This is a genomic window from Phaeocystidibacter marisrubri, from assembly GCF_008933165.1.
In the GTDB taxonomy this organism is placed as follows: Bacteria; Bacteroidota; Bacteroidia; order Flavobacteriales; family Schleiferiaceae; genus Phaeocystidibacter; species Phaeocystidibacter marisrubri.
The window spans coordinates 1,384,868-1,400,530 of the sequence record NZ_WBVQ01000001.1 but is presented as its reverse complement, the minus strand read 5'-3'; the positions used below and the strand labels follow the sequence as shown (position 1 = coordinate 1,400,530).

15 protein-coding genes are annotated in these 15,663 nt (G+C 44.3%); 7 read left to right on the top strand and 8 right to left on the bottom strand.

The window, feature by feature from the left end; all coding sequences use genetic code 11:
* The first annotated feature begins 11 nt into the window (after positions 1–11).
* The 3 genes from F8C82_RS06240 to F8C82_RS06230 all read left to right on the top strand — a co-directional run bounded on the left by F8C82_RS06240 (position 12) and on the right by F8C82_RS06230 (position 2,988).
* Entirely contained in the window at positions 12–1,190 is a 1,179-nt protein-coding gene (locus tag F8C82_RS06240) for a peptidylprolyl isomerase (protein WP_151692688.1), read from the top strand.
* A gap of 5 nt (positions 1,191–1,195) precedes the next feature.
* On the top strand, positions 1,196–2,131 hold the full coding sequence (locus F8C82_RS06235) for a peptidylprolyl isomerase (protein WP_151692687.1): 936 nt from the start codon (positions 1,196–1,198) through the stop codon (positions 2,129–2,131).
* Between the two features lie 161 nt (positions 2,132–2,292).
* Positions 2,293–2,988: a hypothetical protein gene (locus tag F8C82_RS06230; RefSeq protein WP_151692686.1), complete on the top strand. Its 696-nt coding sequence runs from the start codon at positions 2,293–2,295 to the stop codon at positions 2,986–2,988.
* A gap of 17 nt (positions 2,989–3,005) precedes the next feature.
* Here the strand turns inward: F8C82_RS06230 and ppk2 (F8C82_RS06225) are convergent, their stop codons facing one another.
* A complete protein-coding gene (ppk2, locus tag F8C82_RS06225) occupies positions 3,006–3,782 on the bottom strand; it encodes a polyphosphate kinase 2 (RefSeq protein WP_151692685.1) in 777 nt (258 codons plus the stop codon).
* A gap of 3 nt (positions 3,783–3,785) precedes the next feature.
* Positions 3,786–4,640 (bottom strand): polyphosphate kinase 2, encoded by an 855-nt coding sequence (gene ppk2 / locus F8C82_RS06220; protein WP_151692684.1) that lies wholly within the window; start codon positions 4,638–4,640, stop codon positions 3,786–3,788.
* Positions 4,641–4,847: 207 nt separating this feature from the next.
* On the opposite strand from ppk2 (F8C82_RS06220), the gene F8C82_RS06215 reads away from it, so the two are divergent.
* From F8C82_RS06215 to F8C82_RS06200, 4 genes are all read left to right on the top strand, one after another.
* Positions 4,848–5,156: a hypothetical protein gene (locus tag F8C82_RS06215; RefSeq protein ID WP_151692683.1), complete on the top strand. Its 309-nt coding sequence runs from the start codon at positions 4,848–4,850 to the stop codon at positions 5,154–5,156.
* Between the two features lie 300 nt (positions 5,157–5,456).
* A complete protein-coding gene (locus F8C82_RS06210) occupies positions 5,457–6,020 on the top strand; it encodes a hypothetical protein (RefSeq protein ID WP_151692682.1) in 564 nt (187 codons plus the stop codon).
* Positions 6,021–6,064: 44 nt separating this feature from the next.
* Positions 6,065–6,697, top strand: a complete 633-nt coding sequence (locus F8C82_RS06205) for a hypothetical protein (RefSeq protein WP_151692681.1) — start codon at positions 6,065–6,067, stop codon at positions 6,695–6,697.
* Positions 6,698–6,945: 248 nt separating this feature from the next.
* Positions 6,946–8,025 carry a hypothetical protein gene (locus tag F8C82_RS06200; protein WP_151692680.1) on the top strand — a complete coding sequence of 360 codons (1,080 nt, stop codon included), beginning with the start codon at positions 6,946–6,948 and terminating at the stop codon, positions 8,023–8,025.
* Here F8C82_RS06200 and F8C82_RS06195 read toward each other — a convergent pair whose 3' ends face one another.
* The 6 genes from F8C82_RS06195 to F8C82_RS06170 form a co-directional block, all read right to left on the bottom strand.
* A complete protein-coding gene (locus F8C82_RS06195; RefSeq protein WP_151692679.1) occupies positions 8,026–9,108 on the bottom strand; it encodes an MBL fold metallo-hydrolase in 1,083 nt (360 codons plus the stop codon). It lies immediately after the preceding gene.
* A gap of 4 nt (positions 9,109–9,112) precedes the next feature.
* Positions 9,113–11,122, bottom strand: a complete 2,010-nt coding sequence (uvrB, locus tag F8C82_RS06190; protein WP_151692678.1) for an excinuclease ABC subunit UvrB — start codon at positions 11,120–11,122, stop codon at positions 9,113–9,115.
* A gap of 2 nt (positions 11,123–11,124) precedes the next feature.
* Positions 11,125–13,158, bottom strand: a complete 2,034-nt coding sequence (locus F8C82_RS06185) for a DUF349 domain-containing protein (protein ID WP_170266171.1) — start codon at positions 13,156–13,158, stop codon at positions 11,125–11,127.
* Between the two features lie 146 nt (positions 13,159–13,304).
* Positions 13,305–13,994, bottom strand: coding sequence for a carboxypeptidase-like regulatory domain-containing protein (locus F8C82_RS06180; RefSeq protein ID WP_170266170.1), 690 nt, complete (start codon positions 13,992–13,994; stop codon positions 13,305–13,307).
* Between the two features lie 146 nt (positions 13,995–14,140).
* Positions 14,141–14,896 (bottom strand): hypothetical protein, encoded by a 756-nt coding sequence (locus tag F8C82_RS06175; protein WP_151692675.1) that lies wholly within the window; start codon positions 14,894–14,896, stop codon positions 14,141–14,143.
* Positions 14,897–14,944: 48 nt separating this feature from the next.
* Positions 14,945–15,655 (bottom strand): transglutaminase-like domain-containing protein, encoded by a 711-nt coding sequence (locus F8C82_RS06170; RefSeq protein WP_151692674.1) that lies wholly within the window; start codon positions 15,653–15,655, stop codon positions 14,945–14,947.
* Positions 15,656–15,663 lie beyond the last annotated feature (8 nt).

Below are 15,663 nucleotides of genomic sequence, written 5' to 3'. Positions count from 1 at the left end.
ACAAAGGCGATATGAAGTTCATTCAATTGTTGGGATTAGCGGCGATTATGTCGTTCGCAAGTTCTTGCAAGAGTTCATCAAATGAGGTGAGCATCAATGAGAATAAGGTGGTATTGACAGATGGTCTTTACGCGAAGATGTCTACTACCAAAGGAGACATTCTTATTAAATTGTACTATGATGCAACTCCAATGACGGTTGGATCATTCGTCTCTCTTGCCGAAGGAACCAACGAATTGACAACAGTGAAAAAGGGAGAGCCTTACTTCAATGGCCTAACCTTTCACCGTGTGATTGCAGATTTCATGATTCAAGGCGGTGACCCTCAAGGGAACGGCAGTGGTGGGCCAGGTTATCAATTCCCTGATGAATTTGTAGACACACTAAAGCACACCAGCTCTGGGATTCTTTCCATGGCTAATGCAGGTCCTGGTACCAACGGTTCCCAGTTCTTCATCACAGATACAGCTACCAGATTCCTTGATAACAAGCATGCCATCTTTGGTAAAGTTGTAAACGGAATGTCCGTGGTTAGAGCAATTGCACGTGTTGAAAAAAGTCAGGGTGATAAGCCTAAAACGGCGGTTGTTATTGATTCGGTTCGCATTATCCGCATTGGTTCTGATGCGAGAAAGTTTGATGCTTTCGCTGCATTGCAAGCGGGAATGGAGAAGGCAGAAGCAGATAAAGTAGCGGTGAATGAGGCACGTGCTGAAGATGCTCAAGCATTCTTAGATACCTACACTTGGTTGCAAGACGGTGAGTCTTCTGAAGATGTATTCAAAGGACTTTTTGCCGATTGGACGAATCAAATGCAAACAACTCCTAGTGGTTTGGGTTACATCGTTCTAGAAGAGGGAACAGGTCCACAAGTGGAAGCCAACGAATTCGTAATTGTAGATTACACTGGGTACTTAGCAGAGAATGGTAAGTTCTTCGACAGTTCTTACGAATCTATTGCCAAGGCCATTGGTACTTATGATCCTCGTCGTCCTTACGAAGGATTCCAAATCATGTCTGGCCCGTCTGGTCGTGTGATTGAAGGATGGAAAGAGGGCATCATGCTCTTCAAGAAAGGAACCAAGGCTAGATTGATTATTCCACCTAGCTTGGGTTACGGAGCTCAAGGTGCAGGTGGTGTTATTCCACCAAATGCAACTTTGGTATTTGACATTAACATTGCTGAATAAGAAAGATGAACAAACCGGGAATCTACGCTACCATAGAAACGCCTAAGGGTAAGATTGTAGCGGAACTTCATTACGATAAAACTCCACTTACCGTAGCAAACTTCATTGGTTTGGCCACAGGTGAAATAGAGAATACTGCAAAAGGTAAAGGGGAGCCGTACTACGACGGACTCAAGTTTCACCGCGTAATCGCTGATTTCATGGTGCAAGGTGGAGATCCTACGGGAACAGGTGCAGGTGGTCCTGGTTACCAATTTGCCGATGAGTTCCACAAAGACCTCAAGCACAGCGGACCAGGGAAATTGAGTATGGCGAATGCTGGTCCGGGTACGAATGGATCACAATTCTTTATCACCCACGTCGCTACAGATTGGCTAGACAACAAGCACTCTATCTTTGGAGAGGTGATTGAAGGTCAGGATGTAGTGGATGCCATTGAGCAAGGTGATACCATGGATAAAGTGACTATTACTCGTGTTGGTGAAATGGCAGAGTCGTTTGATGCTGCTGCGGTTTTTGCGGGAGTTATGGAAGCCAAGCTCAAAGCGGAAGAAGAAAAGCGCAAGGCAGAAGCGGATGCTTTGAAGGATCTTACCCAAGGCATGAAGCGCACTGAAAGTGGTCTTTACTACAAGATTTTGAAGGAGGGATCAGGAGCAAAACCGACGAAAGGTCAGCTTGTTTCTGTGCATTATACCGGAAAATTGAAGAATGGAAAAGTATTCGATTCTTCACATTATCGCAACGAGCCAATTCAGTTCCCAGTGGGAGTAGGACAAGTCATTCCAGGATGGGATGAAGGCATCATGCTCTTGGAAGAGGGGACTCGTGCAAAATTGGTGATCCCAAGTGAATTGGGGTACGGTGCACGCGGAGCTGGTGGAGTTATTCCACCGAATGCGACCCTTATCTTCGAAGTAGATCTCGTAAAGATTCTTTAAATAGAATTGAAGATAAAATAGAAACCCCGGCAGTTGTCGGGGTTTTTTTGTTGAGAGGTAAGAGTGTTGACGCTTGTGATTACGCAAACGAAGTACCATGCACTACGCCGTTTAGAGCACAAGTCTATCCCATTGATTATTTTAGACTTAAAATTTGTCCATTGAAGCGATTACTATTCATCCTTTTCTTGTTGTCTGCGTTTGTGTCTGTCGGACAGAAAAGTGAAGTTCTGATTGGTGTTGGACTTTCATCTCACGGAGGAAATACGCCTGCGAGTAGTTCCTATCAAATTACATCCAGTAATGGAACCAGTGGCGTGGGGCAGTTGTATAGTGGACTTAAAGGACGAGGTGTACTTTCCGTACTTGCGGGCTATGCGCACAGGCTGTACGATCATAAGCCGTTTTTCATTTATAGCGAAGCTAGGTTCACGTATAATAACGGTACAGTTTCTCCAGGTCCCTATTCCATCAATGGAGAGTTCATCTTCTTTCCAGAAGAGAATTTTCACACCCTCTATTTTGAATTGGGCGTTAGATTCAAGGGCGATTTTGGCGGAGATGAAAATTTGGGCTGGAATATTCAAGCCATGCCTTTCCTAAGTTATTTCGCTTATGATGCCTGGCCAGCGGTATCTTACGATGGTGTGGAAGTGGATATGAATGGCATTATCACCAATGAATATTACAACCGATTTACGTATGGAGTAAACTTACGGTTTGGATACGATTGGGAAGAATTTGGACTTTATGTCAATCTAGATCGTTGTGGGAACCACTATCAATTTGAGGACAATGTTGTCTTTAATGGTTCTCGCGATAATCGCTCTTACATTTCGGCTGCTTACAAGTTCTAACGGACTAGCCAGTCGGTTCATTTGGCGTAGGGTATCACATTTAAAATGTGCTTTATCGATTGCAGTCGGGCATGTGTTTTCTCATCTGCATCGATGCGTATCCAAGGCGCGTGTTCGGAACTCGTGTCGTTGAGCATCACTTCTTTGTACTTGGTGTATTCGTCCCAAAGTTCTTGAGCCTTAGCATCCACCGGCGTCATTTTCCAGCGCTTGAGCGGACTGCTCACGATATCGTCAAATCGTCGCTTTTGCTCCTCTTTACTGATGGAGAAATAGAATTTGATGAGGAAGGTATTTGAATCGATTAGCATGCGCTCAAAGGCGTTTACTTGCGACATAAAGATGTTGTATTCCTCAGGTGTACAGAATCCATTCACAGGTTCAACAACCGCTCGGTTGTACCAGCTTCTATCAAAGAAAACGATTTCTCCCGGTTTTGGGAGATGGTTGATATATCGCTGAAAGAACCACTGGCGACGTTCGTCTTCGGTGGGTTTGTCCAATGCGATAATTCGGAAGTGCCGCGGGTTGATGTGCTTGGTAATCCTGCGAATCGCTCCACCTTTTCCTGCCGCATCTCTACCTTCAAAGATCACCACAACTTTTTGTCCCGTTTCAATCACCCAATTCTGGAGCTTGATCATCTCTTCTTGGTATTCGCGAAGCTTCATTTCATACTTCACTTCACTCAATACCTTATCAATTTGAACCTCTCGCTTTTTGAGCAAGGTATAGAGGCCTACTTTTGTGTTCAGTAGCTCAACTTCCTCGGCAGATAGTTTTGAATTTTTCATGGCTTAGATGTCAATTTGAACGGCACTTCTGTGGTAGCGAATGATGACGTTAGGATCGGGGAGAAGCTCAATTCCCGATTCTCCTTTTCCCTCGTATTCAAACTGAGACAATACATAGCGCAAACTTTCCAATCTCGCTTCTCGCTTGCTGTTGGTTTTGACGATAATCCAAGGCGAAAAGTTCGTATGAGTTCGGTTAAACATTTGCTCTTTGTAATGTGTGTATTCATTCCACAATTCCTGCCCCTTCATGTCAACCGGACTAAATTTCCATCGCTTAAGCGGATTGGCCATTCTGGAATCGAATCGGCGCTGTTGCTCTTTCTTTGAGATGGAGAACCAGAACTTAATCACCTTAACATTGTCTTCGTAAAGGAGGTGTTCAAATTCTGATACCTGAACCATGAACTTCTGGTATTGGTCTTCGGAACAAAATCCCATGACCGGCTCAACAACCGCTCTATTATACCAGCTTCTGTCGAAAAACACAATCTCACCTGGGTTGGGAAGTTCCTTGATGTATCGTCTGAAGTACCACTGCCCCTGTTCTACTTCCGTGGGCTTAGTGAGGGCTACAACCCGAGAAGATCGCGGGTTCAAGTGCTCCTTGAATCGTTTGATGGCTCCACCTTTACCTGCGGCATCTCTGCCTTCAAAGATGATGGCCACTCTCATTTTGTTTAGAGCAATCCACTTTTGTAAACTCACCAATTCCGACTGCAAGAGATTGAGTTCTTTCTCGTATCTGATCTTTTGTAAGGCCTTATCAATAGGGATGTGATTAGCCTTGGCGATATCCATCAGTTCACCTCTGGATTGTGCGTTCTCAAGGTGCTCTGCTGTAAATTTCTTCGTCATTGGGATAGTCCGTATGGAAATGTTCCTACAAGTCTAATGAATCTAATGGTGATATGCGTAGATGGATGTCTAGCAACTCGAAAGGAGACAGTTCCGAAATGAACTAAATTGTTAAAAAGTAAAATAGAGCTTGACTTTTTGTGAAATAAATATTTACATTTGAAGCAACTACTAACCATTTGATTTATCAATTCGAATCATTGGTTTATGTGTAAGTCCAATCTATTTACGGGATTAATCTTCGGCTCTATCATCTCTATCTCTGCTTATGCGCAGATTTATGTGCCGAATAATCAGATTTCGGGTTCTTCCGGAAAGTCAAACGTAGGAATCGGCATTTCCTCTCCAAGTTCAAAATTACAGATCTCTATTAATCAAAGTATTGGCGCGGTTCAATTAAATACGGCAAGGGTAGAAGGGCCGTCATTGGGTGGTAGTCTGTACACCCAGAGTCCATTTGCCCTTGCTGTTGCTTTGAAGACGAAGGCGTTAAATGGTGGTGTTTCTACCTCATAGGTGGGGTGTTGAGAATTGGATATGTCAGCAAAACCAAGGGGCTGGTTGGTATCGTCCATTCTTCAAATCATGCACTGGATGGAATCAACGGTCTTTACATCAAGGTTGCCAATTTTTGTAGCACCTAAATGATGTCTGCCTGTAGACTTCGGCTTTCGATGATCGTAAGATTTCGAAGTGAGTCGTGAATTGGCTGAAGTAGAATGTGATGACCTAAGTACGCGTATCATCATCATCAAACAAATTCCCCAAGAAGGAGATGAAGGGGTAGCGTATAAATGGACCAATGTATTGTAGAATATGAGAGCGACGAGAGGATTAAAAATTGTTGTTTCATTAGTTTTCAGCTTTTTGAGTTGTGCGGGCAATGCTCAAATGGAAGGCGGAAGATTAGGTGTATATTTCAGCTCAGAACTGGGAATCCCCGTCAAATTCAATTCAAATTCGCCTCCTTCTAGTTACATCCAATGGTCAGCGGGCTTCTTGTACGCCAAATCTCCAAGGGCTCATTTTGGCCTCGGATTTTCTGCCATCCAGTCATTTAACGGGTACCGTGGTGAATTGCTGCAAGACAATTTTTTAGGATTGGATGTGAACGGCAATTTTCTTGTAGGACAAAATTGGTTTTTAGGCCTCGGTTTCAAGATGTCCTTCATGCGGATTGATCGGTCCAATGGTTCAAACTCCGGTGCAGGCTTGGGCTTTCGGAACCCCTTGCTGGTTTGTTCAAATATTCAGCGTGTATTCAACTTTGGAAGCTTTGGTATTCAACCTTCCGCTGGTTTAGGTCTTTCTGCATTCAGAGGCGAATCTCCTACAGTGTTTCCGTTTCCAACCGTAGGGGGCAGACTTATTTATTTGTGATGTTAACCTCTTTCTGTGACTTAGTAATCTTTAAATCAATTTATATGAAAGCATCGTTTTTAATCCTTGCAACATCCTTAAGCATGTTTGCTTTTGGACAATCTAATCCATCCAGTGTGGTTCACATTCCGGCGACGGGGAAGTCATATGTTGTGAACAATTTAATTCATGAAACAGATGGGTCTTACACCTTGGAAAATCCTTCTGAGGTTGATCCTCTCATCACGGGCGATGACCCTACCGTCATTCGAGGAACTTTTGATGATGATGAAGTTCGAGCTGGTGGGATCAATATCAGATGTAAACCCACAACAGCCGTTTGTTTCACTATAGGAAGGATGCCTACACAAGAGGAGGTCGATAACAATGGAAAGAAGGCTATTGTGTATGTAAATGATGGGAATCACACTGTTGTAGCAGCAGATCGGTTAGAAGAACATGAGGGGAGTGTGGATATGATGGGACATGGAGTTGTCTTTCAAGATCCGAATATAGGTAAACAGCTAGAAGCTTTAAAGACTTTTGATGAGACCTATGGAATAGACACGGAGACTCGTCTAAAAGTATATCGCGGTATTTTCTATGGACTTGAGGACATGGGTGGTGGAAACTACAGAATCCAATGTGCAGGACAATACTCTATTTGTGCCGTTTTAATTGAACGTGGGGAAGCATAATTATGAAGCACATTTATATCCTATGGGCAAGCATGTTACTGTGCTTGCCCTGTTTTTCGCAAACCTATTACATCGCTCTATCAGGTACCGATTGCTATGCGTGTGAGGTCAATTTAAATGAACTAGCAACGACCTGTTTATCGGATGCGGAATTGACGTATGTTTTTCCTGAAAGTTTCAAAAGTGATAGACATTGGTCGAAAGATCTGAAGGAAGCCTATCAACCCCATATTTTCAACGATTCCCTTATGAATGTCCTCACGGGCGGAAGTCCACTGAGCATGTTGGGATGTGTGAAAGATGGAAGAATCACGGACCGTTTCATTGTTAAACAAATGCGCTGCAGCGATTTGCAGATCGAAATGGACACTCTTGATTTCAATACCTACATGACGGGGATTGATTCTGATATCAGTTACTACAAGGAGAAGTTTATGGTCATTGAAAATGGTCATGCGGTTTATGTGGCCAGTTCCGATGGAGAGGTGGAATGGAGCTTTACGGAAGAGATGTTGCTCAACAACTTGGGAGTTACACTCTCTCAATTGGGACTTACAGAAGAGCAAGTGGCTCACAATCTAGTCGACTCTACATTGCTCAAAACGGAAGCTAAGCCATTTACGTTTTGCGCTGCCATTGGCCATGAGCATCGCATGAGAATTGCTGGTTCTGCACTGGTAGTAGAAAGGGATAAGGACAGTCCTAAAACTCTGTTTTTAGTTCAGAAGCAGTTCATTCTAGATTACGATCGTTCAAATGAGTCTATAAAGATCATATCCTTGCCGAATTCACCTCCCGGTGTAGAGGATGCATACTACTCAATGTACGGGTCGAAGTTTGTTTCCTTTGATTCCCTTCTAGTCAAGAACGCTACCTATGTAAATGATGATGCCTACGGCTTACTACTCATGGATGATGCGATGAATGTGGACTATCGTCGTGCGCCGCCTATCCGTTCTTATCGAATGGTAAATGGGATACGCTACGGTGAACCTATCATGTATCAATACCTTAGCGGTGAGCTATTTGTGCATTCGCCGTATGAATCTAGACTGGTTAGTTATACTGGGGATACATTAAAGATCGATACCCACACTGCACAAGAGGTTTTGGGGGATACTGCGTTGTGGATGGAAGTGGTGATCGCAGATGGTGATCAACTCATCCCATTCTACAACTCAGAAGAGAATGGACTGGTTTATTTTGATAGGATGCATCCCGTGCAAGTGAGTACCTCGAGGTGTGAATACTTGGGAAAGGATGAATCGTATTGGTACTTCCACAAGTACAGTCTTTCGGGAACCGTTATTCGATACAAGCACCATTAATCACCACCAAGGTTTTGAATTTCCATCATTTAAGGTGTTGATAGCTCCTAGCTTCGGAAGCTGATATTGCAGATTTTCAGCATTTGCATGATCTATAAACCTCTCCACGGGTTCAGTCCACGGATGTAAGGCTAGGCGAAATCCACCCCAGTGGTATGGAACGGCTTTGTTGGATTGAGATTCAGTGGCTGCTTGAACGCTTTCCTCTGGAAACATGTGTATTGGGCGCCATTTTTCGTTGTATTGACCACACTCGGTAAAGCAAATGTCAAATGGCCCCAAGCGTTTACCCACTTCCTCAAAATGTCCAGCATACCCTCCGTCACCGGTGAAATACACACTCTCTTTGGATGTTTTCAACACCCAACCACCCCAAAAGGATTTGGCTCTATCGGTAGGTCCTCTTCCCGCGAAGTGTCGGGATGGAGTGAAGGTCAGTTGAATGTCACCTAAAGTTGCATCATCCCACCAGTCCATTTCGGTTATGGAAGATGGAGAAATACCCCAGCGCTCCAAGTGTCGTCCAACTCCTAAAGCCACATACCAGTGTCCCACCTTTTGTTTGAGTTTTTGAATACTCGCATAATCGAGATGGTCGTAATGATCATGTGTATAGAGGACGGCATCTAAGTTTGGCCAATGATCGATAATATCTAGTGTATTCTCGCTAAATCTCTTCGTTCGCATGGGGCCGATAGGAGCAGCATCAGGTCCCATCATGGGGTCGATGGCAAAGGTGATACCGTTCATCTTCATCAGGAAAGCACTGTGGCCATACCAGATGTAGGTGAACTCAGATGTGGATTGAAAGGAGTGGAGGTCGAAGGCGGCAATAGGTAGAGGAGCCTCCGGTTCTCGGTTCGCATCTTTCCTAAATTGCTCGCGAATGAGTTTCGGCATGTCTTTCACGCTGAGGTCCATGCTTGTTGGAACAGCGTTGACAAATTTCTTCCCATTCCAATGGGGGGAATTGGAATACTCCTCAATGTGACTGCTGGTTAGCTTTCCTCCAAATTGACGATTGTACTTGAAATAGGCGAGTATTCCGAGCAGGGGGAGTCCAATAAAAATAAGGGCAATCATACTGTTAGCCTTTCACCGTGCTTCGCTTGGATTCGAGTTCTATCATCACATCGCGAAGACGTGCTGCTTCGATGAAGTCCAAAGATTTGGCAGCCTTTTCCATGCTCTTGCGCGTGTTATTAATGGCTTTTTCCAAACTCTCTTTGGTTTCATAAATAATGCGAGACTCACTCAAATTCACCTGATCCACTTGATCCATTACAGTGCTCTTGGCTGTAGAGCTTCCTGCGAGAACAGAATCTATGCTTTTCTTGAGTGCCTGTGGCGTTATGCCGTGATCGAGATTGTATTGGTGCTGCGTTTCACGACGACGTTCGGTTTCCTCAATGGTGCGTTTCATGCTGTCGGTAATTTTATCCGCATACATGATTGCCAAGCCGTTTACATTTCGCGCCGCTCTACCAATGGTTTGAACCAAACTACGCTCACTGCGAAGGAATCCCTCTTTGTCGGCATCCATAATGGCCACCAACGATACTTCTGGGAAGTCGAGTCCTTCGCGCAGCAAGTTTACACCGATAAGCACATCAAAAATGCCCAAACGCAAATCGCGCATGATCTCTACGCGTTCCAAAGTATCTACATCACTATGGATATATCTACATCGCACTCCATATCGCGTCAAATACTTGGTGAGTTCCTCCGCCATACGCTTGGTGAGTGTGGTTACCAGTACGCGTTCATCGATCTCCGTGCGCTTGTTGATTTCCTCCATTAGGTCGTCAACCTGACCTTCACTTGGGCGAACCTCAATGCGAGGGTCGAGTAGACCAGTAGGACGAATAAGTTGTTCCGTGTAAACCCCACCTGTTTTTTCAAGCTCGTAATCTGCAGGAGTAGCCGATACATACAGAACTTGATTTTGAAGCATTTCAAATTCTTCAAATTTCAATGGGCGGTTGTCCATTGCTGCAGGAAGACGGAAGCCGTATTCTACCAGATTTTCCTTTCTAGATCGGTCGCCACCATACATAGCGCGAACTTGAGGAATGGTCACGTGACTCTCGTCAATCACCATCAAGAAATCATCGGGGAAGTAGTCGAGAAGACAGAAGGGGCGGGTTCCTGGCTTTCTGCCGTCTAAGTATCGGGAATAGTTCTCAATTCCAGAACAGTAGCCCAATTCGCGTATCATTTCTAAGTCGAACTCCGTGCGCTCTTGAAGTCGCTTTGCTTCCAATGGACGTTGTTCATTGCGGAAGAATTGAATCTGATCCATCAGATCGTCTTGGATCATATGAATGGCCGAATTCAATTTATCCTTACCTGTAACAAAGATGTTTGCAGGGAAAATTCTGAGGTTGTCGAACAATTCAATTCTCTGTCCTCCATCGGGTTCCCAACTCTCTATCCTTTCAATCTCATCTCCCCAGAAGTGAATTCTATAGAAGATGTCGGCATAAGCAGGGAAGATGTCAACAGTATCTCCCTTCACACGGAAGTTTCCTCGTTTGAACTCCGCAGTAGTGCGGGAATAGAGACTGGAAACGAGCATGTGGAGGAACTGATTCCGAGGAATGACGGTTCCCACGCCAATTTCAATAATCGAATTATTGAATTCTTCTGGGTTACCAATACCGTATAGACAACTCACGGAAGCCACCACCAGTACATCTCGTCTACCCGAAAGTAGAGAAGAAGTGGTACTCAATCGCAGCTTCTCAATTTCATCATTGATGCTGAGGTCTTTTTCGATGTAGGTTCCAGAAGTAGGGATGTAGGCCTCAGGCTGATAGTAGTCGTAATAACTCACAAAATACTCCACGGCATTGTGAGGGAAGAACTGTTTGAACTCCCCATACAGCTGTGCCGCGAGTGTTTTGTTGTGACTTAATATTAGGGTAGGGCGTTGAACTTCTTGGATGACATTGGCCACCGAGAAAGTCTTACCCGAACCTGTAACCCCTAGTAGGGTTTGAAACTTTTCACCGTTGAGAATCCCTGAAGCGAGTTCTTTAATCGCCTGAGGTTGATCTCCCGTGGGCTTGTACTCGCTTTCAATTCTAAATTCCATTCTTATTCCTCCGTTCCTTCTTCGTCGATTTTATTGAGTAGACGAAGTTTGTCTTTAAGCAGCTCAATCTGTTCTTTGTGGCGGTCAATGTTCTTTTGCGCCTCACGTACTAACGGATTTTTCGGATCGCTGTTCGCAAAGAAGCCCATGTTATTTTCAAGTTGGCGAAGTTCTTTTTCAGCTTCGTCAATCTTTCTTCTCAACTGGTGGTATTCTTTGTCCATGCTTCGCTGATCTCCGTCTTGCGCAATGTGGTGCAAGCGATTTTCAAAGCGAATCATAGCGCTCTCTTTCTTATCGATTTTCAGGGCGCTAAAGTGCTTGTCGAGAATAGCATTGAATTCGCCTTCGATATCTTTTTTAGCTCGAGGGACAGAACCCAGTGATTTCCATTCTTCAATAAAGCCTTTCAAGGCATCTACACCGCGGTCAGCCGCAACAGGATCAAAGGCTTTTACCTTTTCAAGCAGCTCTGTTTTCTTGGTATAGTTGCCTTCGTAAGCGGCATCTTGTTCAGAATTCTTATCCTTTAATCGCTCAAAGAACTGATTACACGCGGCTCTGAATTCGTTCCAGATCTTATCGCTTTCTGCGCGAGGTGCAAAACCAATGGTCTTCCACTTGCGTTGAAGAGCTTTTAGTTCATTGGCAGCTTCCCGCCAATCGGTGCTGTCTTTTAGCTCAATTGCTCGATCTAATAGCGCTTTCTTCTTGTCTAAGTTCTCGCGTTGTTCTCGCTTGAGCTCTTTGTAGAAGTTGTTCTTGGTTTTATTGAAGTTGCGGTTGATGTCCGAGTAGCGCTCCCATAATTCGTCGTTACCTGGAAGGTGAATTCTACCGAGTTTCTTGAAGGCATCTCTCCATTCATTCATTTGTTGAATGGCCTTTTGCCAATCGCGGTGCGACTTAATTTTACTCAAGTCCATGGCCGCCATTTGGTCTACATACTCCGCTTTCTTTGCCAATCGTTCTTCGCGCGAAGTCTTTAATCCTTCGTAGTACTTGTGACGCTTATCGTGAATGAGTTTGGTCGCTTCGCTAAACTTCTCCCACATGGCATCGCGAATATCGCGTTCCACGGGACCAATTTCCTTCCAGCTCTTGTGGAGGCGCTGTAGGCTTGCAAACATTTCAGGATTTACTTCGCTTCCCGCTAATTTCTCAGCTTCGGCAATCAGCGCTTCCTTGGCAGCTTGATTCTTTTTAAAGTCGAGTTCACGAAGTTCATTGCTGATACGCAAGAAATCGTAGAACTGATCTACATGGAAGTGGTAATTGTTGTAGAGGTCGCGAGATTCTGCTCTAGGAACAGGACCGGTATCTCTCCATCTGTCTTGAAGTTCGCGGAATCTCTTGTACTTCTCCTGAGCAGATCCTTCTGCACCCGGAATTTCTTTTACCGCGTCAATAATGCTGCGCTTAACGTTCAAGTTGTTTTGGAGTTGTTCCTCCAATTGCTTGCGTGCATTTCTTCTTCTCTCTTTGTAGGTAGAGTAGAAGGTGCGGAACTTTCTTCGGTCCGCTTGGTCGTATTGAAAGTCGATTTCTACACCACCATTGGCTAGAAACTCTTCCTTTTTCTCGTTGCGCTCTTCATCCAATCGCTTCAAAAGCGCTGTTCGAATCGCTTCAATGTGGTTTTTCGCCGACTTTAAATCGTCGTGCTTTGACCAATGTTCAGCGGCAGCGAGTAGTTTTTCGTTGCTTTCATGATCGTAATCAGGTAGCTCATCATGTTGACCTTCGTATTGGTCATCCTCTTCGTGCTCGTCGGTATGAAGATCTTCTTCGTGATCATCATCTTCGTCCTCCTCCTCGTTCTTCGCATCCTGAGCGACTTCCGCTTTCTCTTCTGGAGCGGTAGCCTCAACCGTTTGATCTTCTGATTCTTCAGATGGTGTCTCTGAAGTTTCAGCCGTTTCACCTAAGGCATCCGCTTTAGCTTCAGCTTGTTCGTTCGCACCTTCAGTAGAAGGAGTTTCAGGAGTTTGTTCAGACGATACCTTTTTGTTCTCGTCGTGTTCCAATTCAGACATGTTGTAATCTTTCGTAGTACGGTGAAAAGATAGGGAAAGTGGGGGAAGTGTGAAAGGGAAATTTAGGACCGATTCGGATGCATGGCTTTCATCCTTCTTGAAGTTCTTGACGTTCATGATAGTGGAGGATGGATATCTCTATCCTGTTATTTCCAAAACTCCCACCACCGTTTGTGTTCAACGATGTGTACATCACCTAGAAGCCCCATATACTGTGCTGTACATTCCATGTTGATGAACGTACCTTTATATTCATTTGGGGCAAAAATCAACTTAATACCATCATATCCATACGAAGTAAACTTCAGTGTAAAACCGTTCTCAACAAGCTCTTCTGAAATTGCGAGTTCGAAGTCGCCATCAAAATTGGAAGCAGTCTTGTATTCGGTGTTCTCCACTGTGATATATACTTGGAACAATTTCTCACCAGTCTCTTTATCGGAAACATTTCCTCGAAGAATTATCTGATTCTTGTTTGTCACCTCCACCACTTTCAAAGTATCGCTGTCGTGAATGGTATCTGTTGGAGTTGGTGTAATGATTTGACTTTCAGCAGACGAGGAAGAGGCGAGCGCTAGGGTTGTGGCGAACACGGATATCCACCTTTTAGAGGATTCATCGTGTCGTTTGTATGTTCGGTTGAGTTGATCGGGACGAAATCGTCCACACACCTTTTCATTTTCAATGGCCGATAAGATTTGAGCGTCTGTGTATGAAGTGAAATCGCGTATGACTTTATCGCATTGATCACAGTGTCGCCCATCCGCTTGTGGCGTCATTTCACTCCACTTCTGACTACATGGATCTGGAATTTGAAGGGTGTAACGTTTGTTCATGAGAGAGGGCTTTGTCATATAACGAATCCGGGGAAGGGAGAGTTGGAGCATAGTCTATAGACAACAGGCTCTAGGCTTCAGGCCCAACGGTATACTGCAGATGTCCTCCCAAACACCAACGACTCTCACCGCTCATCTCTTACCACTCACCTCTCATTCCTATTATACCTCCCCGTTCTTTCTTGAGAGGTTCTTCTCGGATTTTCCTCTTTTCTAGAAGGGGAAAGGCGGTCTTCTTTTTGGGGTTTTTCGATCGCAGGTGAATGGTATTCTTTTTCTGCGGATCTAGGTTTCTGTTCTTCGCTCTTTCTTGACTTTTCCTCTCTGATCGTTGAAGTTGATGCCGAGGCAGCCGGATGAGTGTCTGTCTTTAACAGTTCAACATCGGGCTTCATCGAGGCAGTGGGAGCCGTTTTCGAAGCGGTTGGCTTATTCCCCACTTCATTTAAAAGAAGTAGTTCATGTAACTTGTATCGATCTGCATAGTAGGTTCCTCCAATGGATAGTTTACTTATCGTGAAACCGCTCAAGAAGAAAAAAGCAAATACTCCCGTGAATCCATTAAATCGCGAAGCGAAGAATAGAACGAATATGAGGAATACGGAGTAAAAGAGAAGGGTGAAAGGAGAGGCCTTGTAGTGAAGATCAACGTATGTAATACCATTGTACGAATACACGTTTCCCTTGATTTGTGGATGTGCTTTTTTCTTCTTTTTGTTGACGCTAGGCATCGTAATCTTGAACGAATTGAAAGTATACGTTCCCATAAACATCTTTTCAAGATTGTCTGTGTTTAGGGCGATTTCCAAATCGGTCATTTCTGTGGTGTTGGCCGCAATAAGCTGATGTATATCCTCTACAGATAAGGAGCTTGTGGCCGTATATTTTTTGCTTAATATCATATCTAGTTCGATGAGCGAGATTCGATATGAACAATATCCGAAACATCTTCATTTTCTCAGGTGTCCCGCACGAATTTTCTGAACATTCGCATTCATAGAGTGACGAGCAATGTTTCGAAAGATCCACCCTCTAATCGGGTTGAGTGCTTGTTTGTGGATTTGATAGAACTCGTCGGGTGAGTTAAACAGACCAAAATCTGCATTGATGCCTTTTGCTTGAATATAGGTGTGGTTTTCGGCCCAATCGATCTCTGGATTTGACAAGTTTTCAGTGTATGCACCATAACCACAGAATTCTCCTGGTTGTGCTCCAAAGCACCTTTGCAACTGTGACAAGTAATCACGATCTAAAATGACGCCTTCTAAGTGGTTCCATTTCCCTTTGTATTCTACTTCAACCCAAGTGTGTAGAATGGAGGTAGGTGATAGGAGATACCATATTCCCGTAATGGCTCCTTTTTGCAGAGCTTTGTGAATCGTAAATCCATGCAGTCGGCAAGGAATGCCAACCCCGCGCAACAGAGCCATCAACAGCGTTGATTTGGTGTTGCATTGTCCATATCCATCTTTCAGAATGGTAGAGGCGGGCAGGGCATCGTCTACATTGTACCCGAACACAATCTCATCTCTAACAAAATGATAGATGGATTGGATTTGGTCTTTCACGGAAAGATTTTTCCAACCTCTTTGGTCGATCAATTGTTGTAGAGAGGGATGATTGAAATCGAGTAGCGGCGTGTTCTCAACGAGTGTTTTCATGTTCTTTG

Excerpts from the sequence above, each read along its gene's own strand:
- F8C82_RS06180 (WP_170266170.1), bottom strand. The coding sequence starts at position 13,994 with ATGAACAAACGTTACACCCTTCAAATTCCAGATCCATGTAGTCAGAAG.
- F8C82_RS06185 (WP_170266171.1), bottom strand. The coding sequence starts at position 13,158 with ATGTCTGAATTGGAACACGACGAGAACAAAAAGGTATCGTCTGAACAA.
- F8C82_RS06235 (WP_151692687.1), top strand. The coding sequence starts at position 1,196 with ATGAACAAACCGGGAATCTACGCTACCATAGAAACGCCTAAGGGTAAG.
- ppk2 (WP_151692685.1), bottom strand. The coding sequence starts at position 3,782 with ATGAAAAATTCAAAACTATCTGCCGAGGAAGTTGAGCTACTGAACACA.
- F8C82_RS06240 (WP_151692688.1), top strand. The coding sequence starts at position 12 with ATGAAGTTCATTCAATTGTTGGGATTAGCGGCGATTATGTCGTTCGCA.
- F8C82_RS06200 (WP_151692680.1), top strand. The coding sequence starts at position 6,946 with ATGAATGTCCTCACGGGCGGAAGTCCACTGAGCATGTTGGGATGTGTG.
- F8C82_RS06205 (WP_151692681.1), top strand. The coding sequence starts at position 6,065 with ATGAAAGCATCGTTTTTAATCCTTGCAACATCCTTAAGCATGTTTGCT.
- F8C82_RS06170 (WP_151692674.1), bottom strand. The coding sequence starts at position 15,655 with ATGAAAACACTCGTTGAGAACACGCCGCTACTCGATTTCAATCATCCC.
- ppk2 (WP_151692684.1), bottom strand. The coding sequence starts at position 4,640 with ATGACGAAGAAATTTACAGCAGAGCACCTTGAGAACGCACAATCCAGA.
- F8C82_RS06175 (WP_151692675.1), bottom strand. The coding sequence starts at position 14,896 with ATGATATTAAGCAAAAAATATACGGCCACAAGCTCCTTATCTGTAGAG.
- uvrB (WP_151692678.1), bottom strand. The coding sequence starts at position 11,122 with ATGGAATTTAGAATTGAAAGCGAGTACAAGCCCACGGGAGATCAACCT.
- F8C82_RS06210 (WP_151692682.1), top strand. The coding sequence starts at position 5,457 with ATGAGAGCGACGAGAGGATTAAAAATTGTTGTTTCATTAGTTTTCAGC.
- F8C82_RS06195 (WP_151692679.1), bottom strand. The coding sequence starts at position 9,108 with ATGATTGCCCTTATTTTTATTGGACTCCCCCTGCTCGGAATACTCGCC.
- F8C82_RS06215 (WP_151692683.1), top strand. The coding sequence starts at position 4,848 with ATGTGTAAGTCCAATCTATTTACGGGATTAATCTTCGGCTCTATCATC.